This window comes from Pseudomonas salomonii, assembly GCF_900107155.1.
GTDB classification, from domain to species: domain Bacteria; phylum Pseudomonadota; class Gammaproteobacteria; order Pseudomonadales; family Pseudomonadaceae; genus Aquipseudomonas; species Aquipseudomonas salomonii.
In genome coordinates this window covers 213,448-232,143 of record NZ_FNOX01000012.1, presented here as the reverse complement: position 1 = coordinate 232,143, position 18,696 = coordinate 213,448, and the positions used below count along the sequence as shown (strand labels likewise).

Annotated in this window: 8 protein-coding genes; all 8 read right to left on the bottom strand. The window is 55.8% G+C overall.

Translation table 11 applies throughout. The features are described 5' to 3' along the window. Positions 1–163 precede the first annotated feature (163 nt). Genes dpdD through dpdE form a run of 8 tightly spaced genes read right to left on the bottom strand, consistent with a single transcriptional unit; the run spans position 164 to position 18,145 of the window. Positions 164–2,413, bottom strand: coding sequence for a protein DpdD (gene dpdD, locus BLV67_RS25685; protein ID WP_069786639.1), 2,250 nt, complete (start codon positions 2,411–2,413; stop codon positions 164–166). Beyond that, positions 2,410–2,943, bottom strand: coding sequence for a phospholipase D-like domain-containing protein DpdK (dpdK, locus tag BLV67_RS25680; RefSeq protein ID WP_069786638.1), 534 nt, complete (start codon positions 2,941–2,943; stop codon positions 2,410–2,412). Before dpdK ends, dpdD begins: the two co-directional genes overlap by 4 nt. Then, positions 2,940–7,508, bottom strand: coding sequence for a protein DpdJ (gene dpdJ, locus BLV67_RS25675; RefSeq protein WP_176727918.1), 4,569 nt, complete (start codon positions 7,506–7,508; stop codon positions 2,940–2,942). Before dpdJ ends, dpdK begins: the two co-directional genes overlap by 4 nt. A gap of 15 nt (positions 7,509–7,523) precedes the next feature. Continuing rightward, positions 7,524–8,240, bottom strand: coding sequence for a protein DpdI (gene dpdI / locus BLV67_RS25670; protein ID WP_069786637.1), 717 nt, complete (start codon positions 8,238–8,240; stop codon positions 7,524–7,526). After that, complete coding sequence (gene dpdH, locus BLV67_RS25665) at positions 8,231–11,371, bottom strand: protein DpdH (protein WP_141722703.1); 3,141 nt, start codon at positions 11,369–11,371, stop codon at positions 8,231–8,233. The genes dpdI and dpdH overlap by 10 nt, the downstream gene beginning before the upstream one ends. Continuing rightward, the gene (dpdG, locus tag BLV67_RS25660) at positions 11,326–12,276 is read right to left on the bottom strand and encodes a protein DpdG (RefSeq protein WP_069786635.1); all 951 of its coding nucleotides are present in this window, start codon (positions 12,274–12,276) and stop codon (positions 11,326–11,328) included. Before dpdG ends, dpdH begins: the two co-directional genes overlap by 46 nt. Then, on the bottom strand, positions 12,273–14,867 hold the full coding sequence (dpdF, locus tag BLV67_RS25655) for a protein DpdF (RefSeq protein WP_069786634.1): 2,595 nt from the start codon (positions 14,865–14,867) through the stop codon (positions 12,273–12,275). The genes dpdG and dpdF overlap by 4 nt, the downstream gene beginning before the upstream one ends. Continuing rightward, the gene (gene dpdE, locus BLV67_RS25650) at positions 14,864–18,145 is read right to left on the bottom strand and encodes a protein DpdE (RefSeq protein WP_069786633.1); all 3,282 of its coding nucleotides are present in this window, start codon (positions 18,143–18,145) and stop codon (positions 14,864–14,866) included. Before dpdE ends, dpdF begins: the two co-directional genes overlap by 4 nt. Positions 18,146–18,696: the final 551 nt, after the last annotated feature.

The window sequence follows — 18,696 nt, the reverse complement described above, 5'->3', positions numbered from 1 at the left end:
AGACTAGTGCCGTAAAAACGGTTCGACGGACGCAGTTCGAATGAGCATTAGAATACCACTAAAAAACGCAACTAATTTGTATTGCTTGTGCTGCTCTCACCTTGCCCCCCCGATGCACAGCATGCCGCCTGTTATCTACAAGCATCTTTCGGGCTAGTGGCCCTCATCTCAATTGCTCAAGTTCGCTCATAACACAACTCAAGATGCTAGCACTTCCCTTCCCCATCGGGAGCAGGGTTTGCCGACTGCCACGTGCATCCTTCGCCGCATAATAAGCTTGGTGTTTGCTGCTCTTCCAAGCAAAGACGAAGATATCCGCGTTCGCCGCGAGATGCTTAAGCTTATCGGTTGCCGCCAAGTCCGCGTTCACTTCCACACGCGCCAAAGGCAAGAGTTTTCGAAGAAATTGCCGTGCGCGTTGCCCAGCGGGTTCAGTCAAGGTATAGATACCAATTAAACCGTCGAACTCAGAATACTCTGCTGTTTCGGCGCCCCCCTCTTCCTGAAAGGAGAAAGCCGTTAGCAAGTCGGCGCAACCGTAATCCTTTGCCAGCAGGGACAAGATCGCATGTTGCGCTTGATTGAGACGGTGAGTGTGGGTGCGTGCTAGCTCCACGACTGCCATAAAGAAACGCAATCGCGACTCATTGTCTAAGGAGACATATAGGGCGAGTACTTCAGTTGCATTGAGCGCCCAGTCGATGTTTCCAGGCGCGTTGTTAGCGTTAAGTATCTCTGTGTAGGCATCAAGCGCTTCGACGTAATCATCCCTCGACGGACCAAGACTGACCAACGCCTGCATGACGACAGAAGCCAACTCGAGTTCATTGGCCGACACCACCCCATTCCATGCGACGATGCGGATTAACATGGTGTAAAGCGGTATGAAGCCACGCACAGGATGTGCCTGGCGATCGACGAAGAACTCCACTAATGCACCGAAGGCATCGCGAAACACACATTCTGCCTCACCGCTCGCGTTGCCGATCTTCTCGGCCAACTGACGGCAGGCCTCTGGATTCGAAGCATAGGCCTCAGCACTCCAACGCGTGAGTGCCTCCTCCAGGATCTGCAGCGGAGGGCGCTCACAGCGCCCGGCTTCAACATAGCGAACCCAGGACATCCAATCGGTGTCAGGACGCTCTCGCGACGCTTCTGACGGCTCTGACTGCAACTGCTGCAGTCTGCTCAGATCACGTTTTGTCCATGTTACCCGCGCGGCTTTGGGTGCATTACCCACCGCTTCGAGCACTCGCCGAGTGGTTTCAATATCCTCTAGTTCCACTGCGCAACGCAGCATGGCAGTGTACGTCCAAGCGCTGGGGAAGGATTCAAAGGACAACTGCAGCGCCAACTCATAGTCGTCATCAGCTAAGGCCTGACGTGCCAATTCAAAGACATCGGAACACAACGACGGGGCAGACACCAAACGACTGGACCAATACTCGATCAGTTCTGGCCCGGCTTGAACCGGATAAGCGGCAGCAATGGCCCCGCAACGCGCCACATTTGGTTCGTCCTGCACAAGTTCATAAAGCAGGAAGGCCTTCAGTACATTAGGTTGACGAACACCTTTCCGTTCCTTAAACAGCAGGCCGAAGTGACGCACGATGTCATTTCGAAAAACTGTCAGGATGGCTTCGACATTCGGGTCATCCTCGATGGCTGCGATATAAGTTGCATAAAGCGCCTCGACCAAGTCGGTGATGGTCTGAGCAGGTAAAGACAGACCTAGAACAGACTTGATCAGCGAGTAATCGTGCGCCAGTTGATATTGGCGACCGAGACCGGCCAGCGTGCGAATATCCAAATACTTGTGCTGCTCAACATCAATACGGCCACTGGCAACCAATTCGTGGCGTAAACGTTGAGCATCTGCCTCGTTACCGGCCAGTAGCGCCCGATCAAACTCAGCACGGATCTTGCCGAACGGACGTTGCGTGCGGTCAGGGATGTCTGGGCGGCGGCGCAGCAAACTAAGATACAACTGCAAGGATTGTGTAACATCGCCGCGCGCTGCCGCATTCACTGGCCGCAAGCAGAATACGAAACGGCCAAAGCGTTTCTGCAAGGCACACTCGATTTCGTCGCCACAATCGACCTGCAGTGGTTGGCCACGGAAATCGCTGTAACTTGGGCCGACAACAGCTGTCAACTCCTGCACCAATGCAACTGCCGATGCCTCATTGCTAGCCATTGCATACCAATGAGACGGCCCATCAGCATCGAATACAGGCAGCACAATAGGCGATTGGTAGCCTTGAGTAACAAAAGTTGCGATCCACGGGTTTACCTGTTCCAGCCATGCCGCCGACGCGCTACCACCGACAATAGCTTCCCAGTGCAGGGCATTGCGCCCAAAGAAAAAACGCCCTAGCCAGGACTTTTCCTGAGAGGGCAAGACGTCAATCATGCAGCCTCCCTGTAGCGGGCGAATTCAAGGCGGGTTCGACCAAGATCGTGCTGATCGAGCGAGAACTCGACCCATTCGTCATTGATCATCATGCCGTTGTAAGTCAGGTTCATTGAACCCATCAACAGGCAACGCGTGAGCAGGATGCCCTTGGTATGCAATTGCCCGTGGATGTGCACCGCGAGTTGATCTTCCAGACTATGCTCACGAGTCAAATCGGCGATCCGGGTACGGAAGGCATCGTTGCTGGCTTCGCTCCGGGTGACGATATGCACCTTCGTACCGTAATTCATCAGTGTCACAAGGACATCGGCGAGGCGGATCTCTCGCCGCCCCCATTCGGGATTGAGGGCATCAAAGCTACCGGACCGATTGTCGATCAAGACAACATTGCTGATCCAAGGAGAAACGATCCAAATCTCGTGGCCGGGTTGTAACACTTCGGCCACGAACATAGTCTGCAATAATTCCTGGATCGTGGTGACGCCAGTGGTTTGCGTCTTGAAAATGCGCCGATGGAGAATGTTCATTGCACTGCCTCGACGAGTTCAATATCAGCTTCGATCATTGATTGGGTTTGGCGGATGCCCTGAAGGCGGGCATAAGCGCGCAAGTAGCCGGATTCGACCGGATTGGTTACCAGTGCATTGAGTGCGGAAGCTAGGCGAGCACGTTCGGTTTCCGGACAGGTCAACGTAACTTGGCGGCCGGCGTTGAGTTGTTCGGCGGCTCGCAGCAACCAGTCACGGTCCAGCAGCGAAATGCAGACACGGTCGTCGCCGATGGATTCCACCACCAAGAGGCGCTCGATCAAAGGCAATTCAATAAAGGGATTTCTTATCTTCAGTGCGGACTGGCGAATCGCCCGACCGCGGGGCCATAAGAGGCCATAGATAGCGCCAATGCGCCAGGCCGCGCGGTCGTTGCCTGGGGGGGAGCCGATGTCGGACACAATACGATCGATATCGTCCGATTGGCTTAGGTAATAACTCATAACGCGCAGATCGATCTCTATGCCGATACGCGCCTCCTCACCCTGCCAATGATCAAGCACTCGGAAAAGGTAGAGATCCGTCGCCGCGCCCGATCCCGGTCGCAGAACACGGTTACCAAGCGCCACTAAAAAGCCGTGGAAGGGGGAAAAACCTTCCTGCAACAACTTCCGACGTAAGCGTTGGAAGGACTGTGTCATTTCTTCCTGGCTGGCGGCGGCACGGAATTGGCGCGCCAGTGCGGCGCTTTCCGAATCTCCGTTACCATTGTCCTCGGCCAGCACGGTGACCATTTGTTTGAGTTGATGGTCGATCAACTCAAACTCGCCCATGCTCAGATTGGCGCGCACGGTAGCGAAGAAGCGGCGCGGGTCTTCCGCGTAGCGCCGCATAAATTCCTCGATCAGTCCGTTGCCCCCCGGACTACGCTCGGTAAACCACGCCTCCACCACTTCTGAGTCAAAGCCGACGGCTTGGCCGGGAAGTGCCGGGCCGCGTTCTAAGTCGACCGTCAGGTCTTCCGGATCGATGCTCGGGCATAGGTCGGTAATCGAACGTAGAAGTGCTGCAGCAAGCGTGGAATGGTAGACCCCACGTAGCCAAGGTTCCCAGCCGGAATCGATTGGCTCCCAAAGCATGGCGCCAAACTCGTGCAATTCCGCAATCACGATGGGATCGCGCAGATAGGCATCCAGTTCCTGGCGTAACTTTTCTGGACTGCCCACCGTCTCGTCGCCGCCCTGCACCTCGACCACTTGCGACTGAAATAACAGGCCCAGCACATCTGGAAGCGAGATCGATGCCTGACCCTGTCGAATAGAGGCATCGGCCTCGGCCAAGCCGATCTGTCGGTGCATCGCTTCATAGGTCATGGCAGACAGGTAGATCTGTGCTAACCACTCGCGCATGAAGGGGCTCGCAATCATGGCCAAACGCTCACCGCGCCAAGCAAGGTCAATGAACCGAGCGCTGCGTACTGCGCGCCACTTCGCTTCGTCGCCCAGAATCTGGCGTAGGTGCAAATCGGGGGGGATATCGATCTGGAACACCATACCGTCAGCGGCAAATTGCGCTCCCAGCCCCACCGCTTGGTTCTGACGTTGAAACACCGTGTCGGTCCGCACCTTCTCCGCGCCAACACCAATCTCCGCCGAAGCGCCCACCGCGAAGCGTCGAATCTCTACTGGAGCATGGCGCGAGTGCGTAAAAAAGCCGATACGGGTGACGATCTCTGCCCACCGGCTGCCTGCGGGCGGCGTCAGCCAGCCCGGTTCGATGGTGGCGACGATTTGGCTATGCCATTCCAAGGAGGCATTCGAAGAGTCTTTAACTGCCGCCGGGGGGGATTGCGGCGCCAGGCGTACCGGGCGGTAAACTGGCAGAGCTACCGTTTTACCGCCCCGGCGTACCAGATACTCCCCTAGCAGCACGTGGTTACCGATGGCATCGACATCGAGGCCGAAGACATCGCTGCAGATGCCCGATCCGCTTTGGAAGTCCGGCGACGGTGCGATCCAGTGGCGCTCAGTACGATAGCGCACGCCATAGCGCCGGCTGACGCGACCGGGCGCGAACTCGCGCAGTGCGGCGAATACTGACATAACAGATGCATTGGAAGGACTTGCCGAGTGCGACTCTGGCAGATCGATGGCGACCTCGGCTAAATTGAGGTCAGCGAAAAGAGAACCCGGAATAAAGTCCGGTAACGGAGTGTTGAAGGCTTTGTAATCCTCCTGCGGGTTACCGTCTGCACTCCAGTGGCTCGCTAGACGCCGGAGCGCGGTCGGCAGCACAGTTGTCAGCAACGGTCGCGGGTACTCCCACAGTATTGCCGACAACTCCTCGTCAGACAGGCGCAGCGCGCGGCGCAAATAGTCGGAGAGACGCCGGCTACCCGCTTCGGTTTCAAGAATACTACGCAGTTCACGTATTAGGCGCTGACGACGCTGCGCATTAAGCTTGTCGCCACCGCTCAGGTCGCTCCAAACGCTACCTGCAGGACCGTCCTGCAGTCGCAATGCCAGATAATCTATGGTGGCATACACTGCTTGCATTCGGGTGATGTATCGGTTCGCCAAGGGCAATGTACGGACAGGCAGTTCCGGATCGAACAGCAAATCGTAACTCTGGTAAGCAGCGCGATCGCGACCATAATCAGACAGCACGACCGCCGTCCAGGGCCGCATGCCGCGGGTGCGGCCGCCGCGGCCCTTACGCTGCAGAAAGCCCGCGATTCCGCGCGGCGCCTTGTGCTGGATCACTGCACCAACGACCGGATCGTCGAAACCCACTTCCAGGACGGCAGTGGCGACAATAACTTCCGCGCTGGCGTCAACACCACGATCCTGGGAGCTAACCCGCTTGATCACTAAACGGTGCTTGAGGCCCTTATGCAAGTCTTGGCAGAAGCGCCAGTCTTGCCCGTTGGCATAGCGCAAGAGAGAGGAGCCGGCCTCGCGCAGCACTGCCAAACCGCCGTCAGGCGCATGGCGCATGTCAGGGTCGCCATAGCTATTGCGTCCTTCAGCACTGAGCAAGTCGAAATACAAACGATTGATCACATCTAGGTTATCGGTGAAGACGAAGGTGCGCTGGCCAAAGACGCCGCGACTGACCGACTGTTCCGGCTGCGCGGCTTTTGGATCGAGGCAGCGCTGCAGCACCATGGCGGTCTGAATGGTTGTGGACAGCAATGCCGTGCGAGAGACCGGATCGCCGCGCAGGGCAATCATATACTCGGCACCTTCGGATTCGATCTCGTCAGCACGCGGTGACACTTCATCTACAAGGTTCGCGCGACAACCTGTTAGCGCCGCGAAGAACTGTGAAGCTTCGCGCAAGGTCGCCGACAAGCCGACGAAGCGCAACGATTGATCGAGTAGCCGCTGCCAGCGCCGCATCAGATATGCGACTTGCGCACCGTGCTTACCTTCGTAAGTATGCACTTCATCCATCAACACCAGTTCCGGTGCATGCAGCGCCTTGGGGCCAACGCCGAAAAGATGCATCATCGAGTTGTCCGAGAGGCGCTGGTTCAGCATCTCGGTGGTGGTGAACAGGATGTCCGGTACGGAGTGCTTGAGCGATTCCCGGGTCAGCGGGAACACAGTGCCGTCCAACACTGCTTCACAAACAGCGCACACCAAACGTTCGCGTCCCTCCTTACGATCCTTGTGCAACCAGCGCAACTCACCGCCACAGTCGAGACAGGCAAGAGTCGGACAGACCTGATCATTACCTATTTTTGTCCACTCACAGAACTGTGCGGAAAACGGGGTATCTCCATAGAGCGCACCAACGCGAATCGACACCTGATCCTTTTGCGGTAAACCTGCTTGAAGGCTACGGATGCGCTGCAAGACTTCGCGCAACTGATCCTTAAGCAGTTCGGTGCGGGGATACAAGGCGACCGCCTTGACCCAGCGCTCGGCCTTGCCTTCCACCAGCACATGGCGGTAAATCGACGCTAGCGCCGGTATGTAAAAGGCGAGAGTCTTACCACTGCCAGTACCCGCGCAAACGATGGTCGCCAAATCCTTCCCAGTTTCGATCGCGCGCAAAATGCGCTGGGCAGCGCGTACCTGGAAGCCGGACAGACGGACAGTACGATCGGGGGGCGTTAGCAGCGCTTTTACAGCTGCTAGCAGCGCCGGACTTGAGGCTGCCTCACCTATCATGGTCAACGCCTGCTCGACGGAGATGTCTCGCGCCGGATAACGACGACGACGGCGCAGAAAACGGAAGTCGGCAACTAAGCTAGGGGCCTGCTGCCATCCACTTGATCCTGAGTGTTTCGGGAACAGTTGCCGCAAGCGCTGCAGTAAGCGCACGGTTTCCGCCATGCGTGATCGGTAACCGATTGCGCCACCACTCCTGGGCACCTCGGCAATCCATTTGCGTCGTCGTAGTTCCTCCAGGACATCCTCAGCAGAGAAAAAGTCCTCGATGCCATCGTCGATGGCTTCGTCGATCAGGGGATTGAGCAAGTCGCTGAGCTCTTCATGACTGAAGACACCATCGACGATGCCCCAGACCAACAACCTTGCTTCACGCTCTTCGATGCGATCCAGCACCAAGGCAAGAAAACGTCCGCGTGCTTCCAAGATGACTCCGTTCAATTAGCGTGCCCGCACTACATAGTTAGCCAACATGTTATTCGTGCGCAGCCATTCAATGACTTCTTGGGTCAGCAGGTCGAGGTTAGCTCCGTTCCCAGTGGCGGTGGCATCAAAGAACGCCTTAACCGGAACTGGCACGTCGTCACTCTCGACAAACTGGATGTTCGCTAAGTCCTTCGAACACGCGAGCACCTCGCGCAAAGCCTCAACAGTAGCAGGCACGAGATTACGGTATTGATTGAAACGCTGATACAGGCGCGTATAACGATCCAAAGATATCTGGTTCTCCGGCAGTGCCTGCAGAATGGTCTGCTTGCGTTGCTCGGGAGGGACTCCACCAAACAACTTGCTGCTGAAGTAGACTTTCCAGTCCTGCTTCTGCTGTGCCTCTGCCGAAGCTCTGAACTCGGTTAGCGTCGACACCAACTTACTCCAGCGCTGCTTGTTCACCAAGGTAGTGGCCTTAGGTGACTCGACAAAGCGGGCATTGATCTGACTGATCAGTTGTTTCGCCTTATCGATGGCCTCAATTCGCGACAGGGGAACGTTCTCCTCCCGAAGCAAGGTGTTTCGGCGTGCCACGGTCACGATCCGGTTGGCCAGCTCCTGCAGTTCATTCCGCTTTGCCGCCAACGCCTCAGCTTCCTCGATGCCACTGCTGGCGGCTTCAGCATGCATCAAACGCACGCGGACATTTCGTGCATCGTTTAAGAGCATGCGGTTGCTCCTTCCAATTCCAGAGCATTCATTTCACTCATGAGGTTTTCGAACAAGATCTGGATCTCGCTAGCCTGCGCCTGGGGGTCCACGTCCTGGAACTGGTCCTCCAATCCCTTAGCGCGCTTCTCGGAAGCGCGTACCACCTTGCCCGCTGCTTCGACGAACCGCGACGCCACGATGAGCGGATGGACGTCAAAACGCCCCATACGACTGACCAACTGGCCATCGCTCTCCCCCGCTTCCCCTTCTCCGGAATTCACAAGCACGGACAGTGCCTCGAGCAGCGCGCCGCTGCGGAACTCTTCGCACAAATTCTTGAAGGCCAGGTGGCCCATGCCAATTTCATCCAAGTTCCAGACACCGGACTCCTTCAACTGATCTGCGAGCGCCTTGAGTTCTACTGCAATTTCTTGCTTGTCGAAGTTTTCGCCGAGTTCTGATGTTAATTTTGCTCGAATATTACCCGCCCCCTGTAATACTCTGCGCACTAGGAGCTTCACACGCGCTTCGCTCATCACCGCGAGCGCCTGCTTCAGCTCGGTAGAGATCAAGTCAAGCGAGTTCAGATTGGTCACTTCGCTCTCAGGCAGCAAGTAGTCGGTTACCCTCGCCATGTCTATGGCATATGGCGTCTTACCAGCGCCTTGGAAGCTGCCGCAGTAGAAGGCAACGAGTTGGAGTAACTCGGGACGTATTCGTAACGCCTGCTCCTGCAAGGCGCGCCAATCGCCGAATTCTGCAGGTACCCCGTCAGGCAAACGTTGGGGGATACTTGGCGCACCGAACAAGAATGCAGCGAGACTGGCTGGGGTGCGGTAGCGCTCCATAAGACCGAGAATCCTGCTATTTATGGATAGCAATCGTACTGCCATGCCGAGTTTCTGCCGTATTTTAGCCCGCAGGAGCGCCAGCGCCTGCGGCATCAGTCGGTCAACAAGATTGCCGATCCAAACCAGGTCGTCGTCAGCCCCTTCGTAGTACATCTTCCCGTCATTCAAATCGTAAAAACGAACCACGGCGGCCAGTTCTGTTCGCAATTGGCCGGAGGGATCAGTGTGATCGTCTGCCACCAATAACGCGTTTTCCCCCTTGTTACCTCCCCCCCCGGCGTTTGGTATGAATACATCCGTGTGCATAATAGGCGACTTGATGCAACGTTCGGCTGACCAATCGATCCGCTCATTGAGAGCGGACGCAATCGATTTCCGGATTTGGTTAGCAACTGGTTGCTGGGGTAGACGCTCACTCTTTTGCGCCCATCTCTCAAGAGCCTCAGTGAGGTACTCGTCCTTTGGCTTTGGTTGTGAATTCAGAGACGGTTGAATCGGATCAATCTTCGGCTTACGTTGTAGGGCACTGCGGAACTCGATGTTTGGCCGACTCAGCTTGAAGGCGTCGAATACCTCCTTCGGAATGCTGCCGATCTCCTCCGACGTACGAGGAGCATTGCCCCAGATCGCGACGACACGCCGGTAGCGCTCCCGCACTTCTTCAGACACTGGAAGCGAAGCTAGCCACTGCGTGACCTCCGCATTCGTCCCAGGGGCATTGATGTCAGGTGGCGGAAATTGCCCACGTTCGAATGCTGGCCTGCCTGGCAAAAGCAAGCCACGCAAAATATTGTCAATAATGAAACGTGGAGTAAAGACCAGGGCATTGTTCCGGGTGAGCACAGACCGCGCAAATTGTTCAATGGCTTGCTCCGTGTATGGGAATAGAGGAATCTCGCCTTCTTTCCCAAAAGCGGCCAACACACGGGCATCGCTGGTATCCTCATGGTCGGCATATGGCCCGATCCAGGTTTCCTGTCCGGCACGCGCACCACCGTTGATCTCAAAGTGATGCACTAACTCACGGTAGCCCCAGCGCGCAGCATTCAAGTAAGAAGCAACCAGCGCCTTAGTGCGGCGCAAGACTTCCTGCTCGCTGGATAATTCGCTTTCCACCTTCCACTCACGCTTCGCACGTGTTGCGATTGTGTCCTCGGAATCTAGATAGCCATCTGTCACTGCGATGACAGAACGCATCGTCGCCAACTCCCTAACCCCGTTGCGCACACCTTCCTGGATCAGCACCTTTAGCAATATATCCTGGATACCGGTGAGTGCCTTGAAGTCTTCCACAAAGATCACCAGTTCGCGCTGTTGCTGAAGTAACAGGCGGCGAATCTCCTGGATGACTTCTTGCAAAGTCATACCACCCAAGGATTGGTGCAAATTGAATAGCTGGCGAATCGCTTGGTCGACAACCTTGCTCTCGTTGAGCAGGCGAGTAGCTGTACGCATGCCTTCACCTTCCCGAACTAACAATGTCCGAGTGTAATAAGCGTGCGTGGGCGAAGCGGCCTTGCTGATGTCTATGGCATCTGGCAGTTGGAAGTCGCCTGCATCAAAGTCCTTGACGTATGCCTCCTGCTCAGCCTGATTCTGACCAGCGATAGCTCGCTGCACGAACCTTGGAAATACTTTCTCGCGAAAATAATCGACAAGTACTGGATCACCCATGAACTTAGGTAAATTAGCAGCATGGCCCCATTGCTCTTTCAATGCCGAATCTCGAGGATTAGCCCTAACACGAGCCTCTAACCCTTTCGTTAATTCGCCCAAAGCGATCTCTAGCTCTCTTTGGAACCTGATAACTGCAGTTTCGATGTTGAGTTCTTCAGTGAACGCCTTAGAAAACTCTGCCTTGACTGGCGCGTACTCCTCCCCCGGCAGTTTTTCCAGGATCAGTTCCACAACTCTCCGCAGACTGGCGCTCTTTGGGATGCGGATGATCACATACCGGTCATCCTCATTCGTGCTCTGCAGACGAGCCGTTAATATACGCACCATGTGCGATTTGCCGACACCGGATGCCCCTGTGATGGGAACAACGTGGACTCCGGAGGGTACATCCTTTGTGATCAAGTATTGGAATAGATCTTCTTCGCTAGCTTCGAACTTTACGCCCGAAGAAATCTGCTTATAACTTAGTGGCGAGGGTTTGTGTACAGCTAGCAAGACGGCATCGTGGGCGCCCTCAGCTTCGTGTTTGATGCAGTCATTAATTTCGTCAGCAGTAGGCCAATAACTCAGCAAACTCATGATGCGTCCCTCAACAAGCTGATATGGGTAAAGCTTTCCCATGTCCGCCCCCCCTGCCCGACGAGCGTTAGTCGTGAACCGGCATCAGCCAGAGTCACCAAGCCGATCATTCCCTGCTTCTGCAAACGCCGCAAAGCGAATGACAGCGCAGTCGACAAGTGTCCGGTAGCAGGTGCTGTCCAACTCTCAGGCCTCAGAACCTGTTCCACTTCAAGACGGTAGACGCCAGAATCCAACACCGGCAAACGTATGGCCAAGCGCGACACGAACTCGGCCGCAGGCACTGTTTCGCCCTTTCGAATCACCTCTTTTAATTCCGAGCGCACCGCTACTGTCGGGTCGAAGAAAAAGCTGGAGTCGTCGCCAGTGGCAAAGCCAAGGAATCTCGCCCAAGACCGGAAACCAGCCCAACGTGTGTCGTTCAGAAAGATGAATCGTCCTGTTTGCACCTGGGTTGTAATCAAACTTTCGATTTCACCATGCGTGCTTGGTAGCGCGTAGATATCCTGAGTCAGGCACCAGGCCAAACCGCGGCACAGGTCGGCCGTGCGCCCAACATCCTCTTCCGAAATGCTGCCATTGGCGGGCCACATGGGCATCCCGTACTCCAAGCGCAAGGCAAGGCCGCGGCAAATGGCGGGCAGGCGCTCCGTAAATGCGTCAACAGACTCCCCCCGTGTCAATTCAATATCCAAACGAACTTGGTCGCGGTCTTCGGCGAACAATCCGAGAGCGACCCAACGGAGCAGCGTTGCACGAGCCCGGGATGCCAGGTCCTTGCGTTTGTCGTTATCGGTTTCTTTGCCGCTTTCCTTATCGATGCCGGAATGCGGGACGCAGACATTAATCAGATCATCGCGAGAAATGGCTTTGTCTCGGGCGACCATTCTGGCCAGAGTCAGGAGTATCGGATGGAGACCATCGTTTTCACGGTTAAGAATGCTCATTGGGTTATCACTTGAATTAGTTTTTCCAGATACAGCGCATTCGGGGTGACGTCGGCAAGACGGCGCAAGCTATTACCAGGATCCGGCATGCCGAGCGGTAGCAGCACAACATGGAAGGGCCGCTGCAACATCTGGGTATCCATGATGAGTTCAGGGGAGGAGTCCGGTTCCAGCACCGTCAAACGGGCCAGCGGGGAGTAAGGCTCCAGATCGGAGTCCAAAACCGACCGATTTAGCAGTACCCGGTCGCGCGCGAACTGATATAACCGGGTCCACTCGGGAAGGCACACCAGTGGCGATTCAGGGTGGGCTGCCAACTCACGTACGCCGCATGACTGCACCAGCCATCTAGCGAATTGCAGGATGGCTTGTCGGACGCCGTCCCTGGGTCGACTCTCGTCGTAGAAGACATAGGCAAAAGCGGGGTCCACCCAAGGAAAATTTTTCCGCCAGGCGTCGGCCGACGACGATAAGACACGACTCACCGGCACGACGACCGGTTCGGCATAGTGCCTGCGATCCTCAGTGTCGAAGCGATCCGCCGGACAGCCGCCGCAAACCTGCGTTACCTGAACCGGCCAGCGCAACGACCGAATACGGTACAACTGTGTAAGCGTGGCACCGACTTCTTGACCGATCTGCTGGTCCAGGCCGCTGGACCGGGGCAGCAGTTTCCGCATCATTTGCAAGTTCCGCTCAGCCGCCTCCAGCGTCTTGTTTCGCGAGGCTCTGATCGCGTCTTCCCAGACTTTGGAAATAAGATGGCCGTCGTTTCGAATTCGTACGCGCACGTTTGCCATTGCCGCTAGCATTGACGAAGCATCCTCGCCCGGTTCGGTATCCTGCTCGTCGCGATTGACCTCTAGTTCGAGAGTTATTAGGCCAGCACGCGCCATCAGGATGAGGGTTCGCATGTTCCAGTTAACATTATGTTCGCTTCCCCCCGGTAAACCTTCGCGCACGGCGTCGATATTGATGCCCCACAAGTCCTCTTCAGTAGTTGGCTGGCGTGACAGGTACATGGCCTTCCAGCGGCTGAAGCCAAGCTCATCGGAAATTATCTTGGGCTTTGCGAGTCGCTCCGGCAAAGCCCAGTCGGTATCGTCGAATACCAACAGGCTGACCGATGACTTGCCGTCACGGCCACCGCGCCCCACTTCTTGATAGAAGCGATCCAGAGTTTCCGGAATCGTCGCGTGGATCACCGTGCGCACATCAGTCTTATCGAGACCAACGCCAAAAGCTGACGTGGCAACAATGCCATCGAGGCGATTGGCTGCCCACTCCAAAATGATTCGCTGCCGTTCGCGATCGGGCGTCCCACCGTCAAACGTGGCTAGGCGGCGCAGGCCTCCGCGAGAACGCAACACTGTGTTCCAAGACGCGATTTCTTCTCGCTTAGTGACGTAAAGAATGAACGGTCGCGGCGCATGTCGCAGTGCCTCAAGTACGCGTTCTTGCTTTTCGTACGTCGATGCAGCCTTGTAGAACCAATATTGCGGTTCCGGGCGAAGATGTACCGCCGATACCATTTGTACCCGTTCGGGGGGGCCGAATAGGCTAGCCAATGTTTCTACCGTTTCATCCGTGAAGGTGGCACTCATTAGCAAGGTTCGAAAACCACGCGGCGCCAACCGAAGCAGGCTGTGACGCAGACCTGCCAAGGCCTGAAAGGAAGGACGGAACTCGTCTCCCCACTGGGTGACCAGGTGAGCCTCATCAATCACGAAGTACCGCAACATGCCGTCGGTGGTGGCATCCGACACAACACGTAGTAGCGAAGTGGTGAGCGCTTCTGGTGAGGTGAACAGGATTCGCTGGGTACCATTGCGCAGACGCTGCCGAATCTCGGCACGCTTTTCTTTCGATAAGCCGCCGTACCAAGCCAGCGGCCAGTCGGGGCGGGAAGGACCATTACTTCGAAACAGTTGCTGCATAGCGCGCTCCTGGTCGAGAGCAAGGGCGACCGTCGGCACGACGAAGATGGTCAGATGGCCATCCTCTTTATTTACTAAAGCGGGGGCCTGCCCGACCAAGCTTTTTCCAGAGCCCGTCGGTAAATTGACCATCAGGGTATCGCCTTCTGGGATCAGAAAGGCGGCACGCACCGCCTCGCGTTGACCCGGAGACGAATAGTTCGTAAAGCCGGTTCCATCATGAATGAAGGGATCCACCTCGCAATGCACCATCCGACGTACTTTCTTGTCGGAAAAGGTATCGGCGAACACGCCATGTTCTCCGCTACCAAGCCACTCTGGATGCCACTCTCGAGCTGTTAGCAGATATGCAGTGGGTCCCGCTTCCATCGCTTCCACCCCATGGGCAGTCCAACTTGCCCGATCGGGCCACCCCCGACCGGCAGGCACACGCAGCCTCATATTCTTGCCCGCGCCGTCGCTGGCGCGGAGCAAAACATGCCGCAACAAGGGTTGCAGGTCGGCATGCCATGTTATGTCGCTAGGCTGGGCTTGCGCCGCACTCAACAACTGGAAAATCCGCTCCAGCAAGCTGTCATCTGCCTTTTCCGACCAATCAGTGGCTACTGGCCAAATCCCGAGGACAGTCTGTAATTCATCGAAACCGAAACTCATGCGCCTTCCTGTATGAAGCGTTGGATAAGGGATACAGGTTCGCTAGAGAGGAAGACCACGCCGGCGACGTCGACCTTTATCGAAGGGGACAAGATGCCCTGATGGAGAGCGCGGTTAAGCTCCTGTTCTAACATAAGCTGGTGTGCCTCGGCCTGCGCCTCCCGACCTTGCAAGGACTGGATACGGGTCTGCAACTGGGCGTAGCGTATCTCGTCTTCGGCCACCGCCCGATCCAGCGCGCGGTGCTGCCGCCCCTTCAATTCCGGCCTCGCCATCACAATACCCAGCGCGCGGTCGCGCATCCGCTCACAGCGCTCCTCCCAGTTGGCAAAAGTATCCGGCGCCACCCTCCGAAAAGCACGTAAGTAAGGTGTCTCAAGATTCTTGTCGATGTATCCCTTACCACCCTTTTTTGCATACTTAGCAATCAAAAAGCGCTCAATAAAATGTTGCGGCAGTTCATCTCCGTCCTCGTCCACCCAGACCTGCACCACCGCAGGGCTAAATAAGGAGTCTCCACGTCTTGCCAGTACAGCCTGTGCTGCTTCGCCCGATTGGCCATGATCGGCAGTCAGAACCGCGATGGCATTATCCAAGCACGCCTCCACCACAAAGTCGAAGCGGAAACAAAGTCGGATTTCTGAAGGCGAAAAATGGTCGAACACTTGCCGCCACATCACATAACTACGGCCACGGTCGTCCAAATCCGAAAATGACATGACAGCCTCGATAAACGCTGTTCCGTAACGCAATGGGCTCACTCTGCGCCTGACGGCAGTAGGACGGTGTACAGCATACGGATAGGATTTCGGTAGGGCAGCACGACTGCCTGGTGCTTCAAAATCAATAGCGCCCAAAAAATCGTTAATGAATCCAGACGAGGGAATGAGTGTCGGTGACTGATTGTTGCCATCCGGCGGGTAGTAGTGAAAGCGGAACGGATCGTCCACCGAATGCGTACCAGGAGTTCGCGGTTCATCTTCCTTGCGGAACAGAAGCGTATCTTCGATCCAATACATCATCGAGTCACGGATGGTCCTCCAATCCCCATCTACTTCGAACAAGTCGTCTAGATCCGCTTCAGGCAACGGCGACAGTTGGTCCAGCGCGTCTTGCTGATCAATCAGTTTGAGTTCGCGGGCCACTAAGCCGGAGGAACCCGCCAAACGATCACGCAACGCGTCAAGTGCTTCTACGCCGCCATGGATAAGTGCCCCCCTCAAAACATCTAGTTCAGCCTCAACCAGGTACTGCAGGCTCGAGATGGACTGGTTAAAAACGCCCCATCCCTGGTCGAGAATGCCGAACCATGCGGCTTGGAGCGGCGCGTCTTCATCGAGCAATACGTATGACTGCACCGAAGTGCCGGCGCCATAGCGGTCAACACGCCCCATGCGCTGTTCGATACGATTTGGTTGTAGGGGGAGGTCAAAATGCACCACGACCTTATCCCCGCCCTGCAGGTTGATGCCCTCTTCTGCCTGGCGGTCGCAGACAATGACCCGAATCGCGGAATTGGTTAGAAATTCTCGCCAACAATTAACCCCATCACTAACCTCGCCAACATCATGTCGTATCAGGCCGAGGTTGCTGCTCCTTAAGTGAGCAAAGACTTTGTCGGCGACACTCTCGCTGGCGCAGAAAACTACCGCCTTGGTCGACTCCGGCAACGTTCGCAACCCCACATACAACCGGTCGAGGCGGGTCTCCATCCACTCCTCGTCCTCAATCGCACGGATGACGGTCCTGAGGAGTACCTCCTCTCCGATAAAAGACTTAGACGCGTCGCTCTCTATACTGCGTTGGCGCTCCGCGCAAAGTTGGCGAAGGACACCTAGATCCTCCAAAATAGCGCAAGTCACGGTCCAGTAGAACGCCACGAGCCCCTGCGCCACAGCGGCATCCGCTGAGCCGATCGACAGCGAGGCACTAACGCGCCAGTCCTCTACAACTGATTCGAGACGCTTCATCGCTGAATCCTTAACCGCCCAGACTTGCGCTCCTTTGCGGTCGGGCGTTAAACCCTCTACTTGGCTACGGCGGTTGCGCAGGATGCGGCGATTGAGGCGGTAAGTCTCGGAGATATGAGCTCGCAGGTGCCGCACAGCAATGCAAAATTGCGCGTCATCCTCGTCGGGCAACTCGAGCAACTTCTCCTTCAGAGCTCGAGTCAACTGCGCCAAACGCAGGTCGTTCGGAATACGCTCAGTCAAATCATCGAGCGCAGCATCCATGAAAAAGAAATTGCTCGGATCTAGGGCAGCGACCGTCTCAGCGAGCGCCTGTCGATTGACGATCTTGGCATGAAAGTTCTCTAGATCATCGAGTTGGTAAACCACCGGATCCAGCAGATGAAGCATGCGCAGAAAGCCTTCCTCGTTACGCAAAATCGGCGTCGCCGACAGCAGGAGCAAACGGTCAGTACTCTGCGCCACTTCGCTAATTAGACGGTACAAGTCTTGCTTTGCATCGTCAGCGTGAGGGTCGGCCAAATGATGCGCTTCGTCGATGACAAGCAAAGATAGGTTGGACAGAACGTCGCGCAAACCCTCGTTATCTTCCTGGGGCAGCACAAATACCGATTCATCGATGAAATCGCGCAATCCAAAGCGAACGATTAACTCATCCCGCCATTGGGTCACCAAGGCATGCGGGACTAGCACGAGGACTCGATGCTTACGCAAATCATCGAGCACAACTTGGCGGATGATAACTCCCGCCTCGATCGTCTTACCGAGGCCAACCTCGTCCGCAAGCAGATAACGCTGGGAGTGATCGGTCAAAACGCGTCGCACTACATTAATCTGGTGAGATTCCAATTCGATAGCAGAGGACAGCAAGGCAGAAATGCCAAACGCAGCGCCTCGTTGATGAAGGTAATTCTGTAGGAAGCCAGACCGCGCATCAGCAAAGCGAGGCGTTTCGGTAACAAAGTTACCAAGGAAACTGACCGGGTCTTGGACCGGTCGCTTCCATCGAACAAAGACCTGCTCGTAGCCAAGATAAACGTCGACTTTGTCAGCCAAGCGGATCTCGACGCCTTCACCGTCGTCCTCGCGTACTCGCCCGATACGCCACTGACCATCTAGTTCGTCGTACGTAAAAACTCGGGTATTTCGTCCCAAGCGCTTTTGCTTGATTGAGGATAGAGGTACGTGAACCCGGTGTCGCATCGCGCTGGTCGGACAATCGAAATACTCAACGACACCTATCGAACCATCACGGTCAACGAGTTTACCCAAGCCATCACTTTGAAAATTTTTCACTAAACAGAACATGACACCTCTTGTCCGTGCAATAGGACACCGCAAGAGAAATGTCTTCAGCACTTCCTTGGCTGCCTCCAACGTTCGCGTTGAATTACCTCAAAGAGGATACAACCGCCACCAGTCAGAGTGAACGGATTTTTCAACGCATTAGTACCTGCTAACTGGGTCGTGCCACTTTCAGCCAAACACCATCATTGGGGAATCGGTCGGTGCTTTGACACCACCAAGCGCCATCCCGCGCCGCTCGTGGGATGGGTTCTGGCCTGCGTGTTGAGTAAGACGAAACCATCACCGCTCATTGCCTCTTTGTGTCGACAGTTGGGCATGTCGGAAAAATCCACGAACACAGCCTGGCGCAAGTTAGCAGCCAGCTCTTCCCTTTGTGATGAGATTCGAGCCGGTCCTCATAAAAGGAAAAGGACCCGAAGGTCCTGATTTCAATCGCCAACAGAATTCAGTGGAACTCAGCAGCGCAATATTTGGAGCGAGAAACGAAATTCGAACTGGCACCCCATATACAGACTTGCATCGCGACAGATGGTCCAATTTTTTCGTGGGGG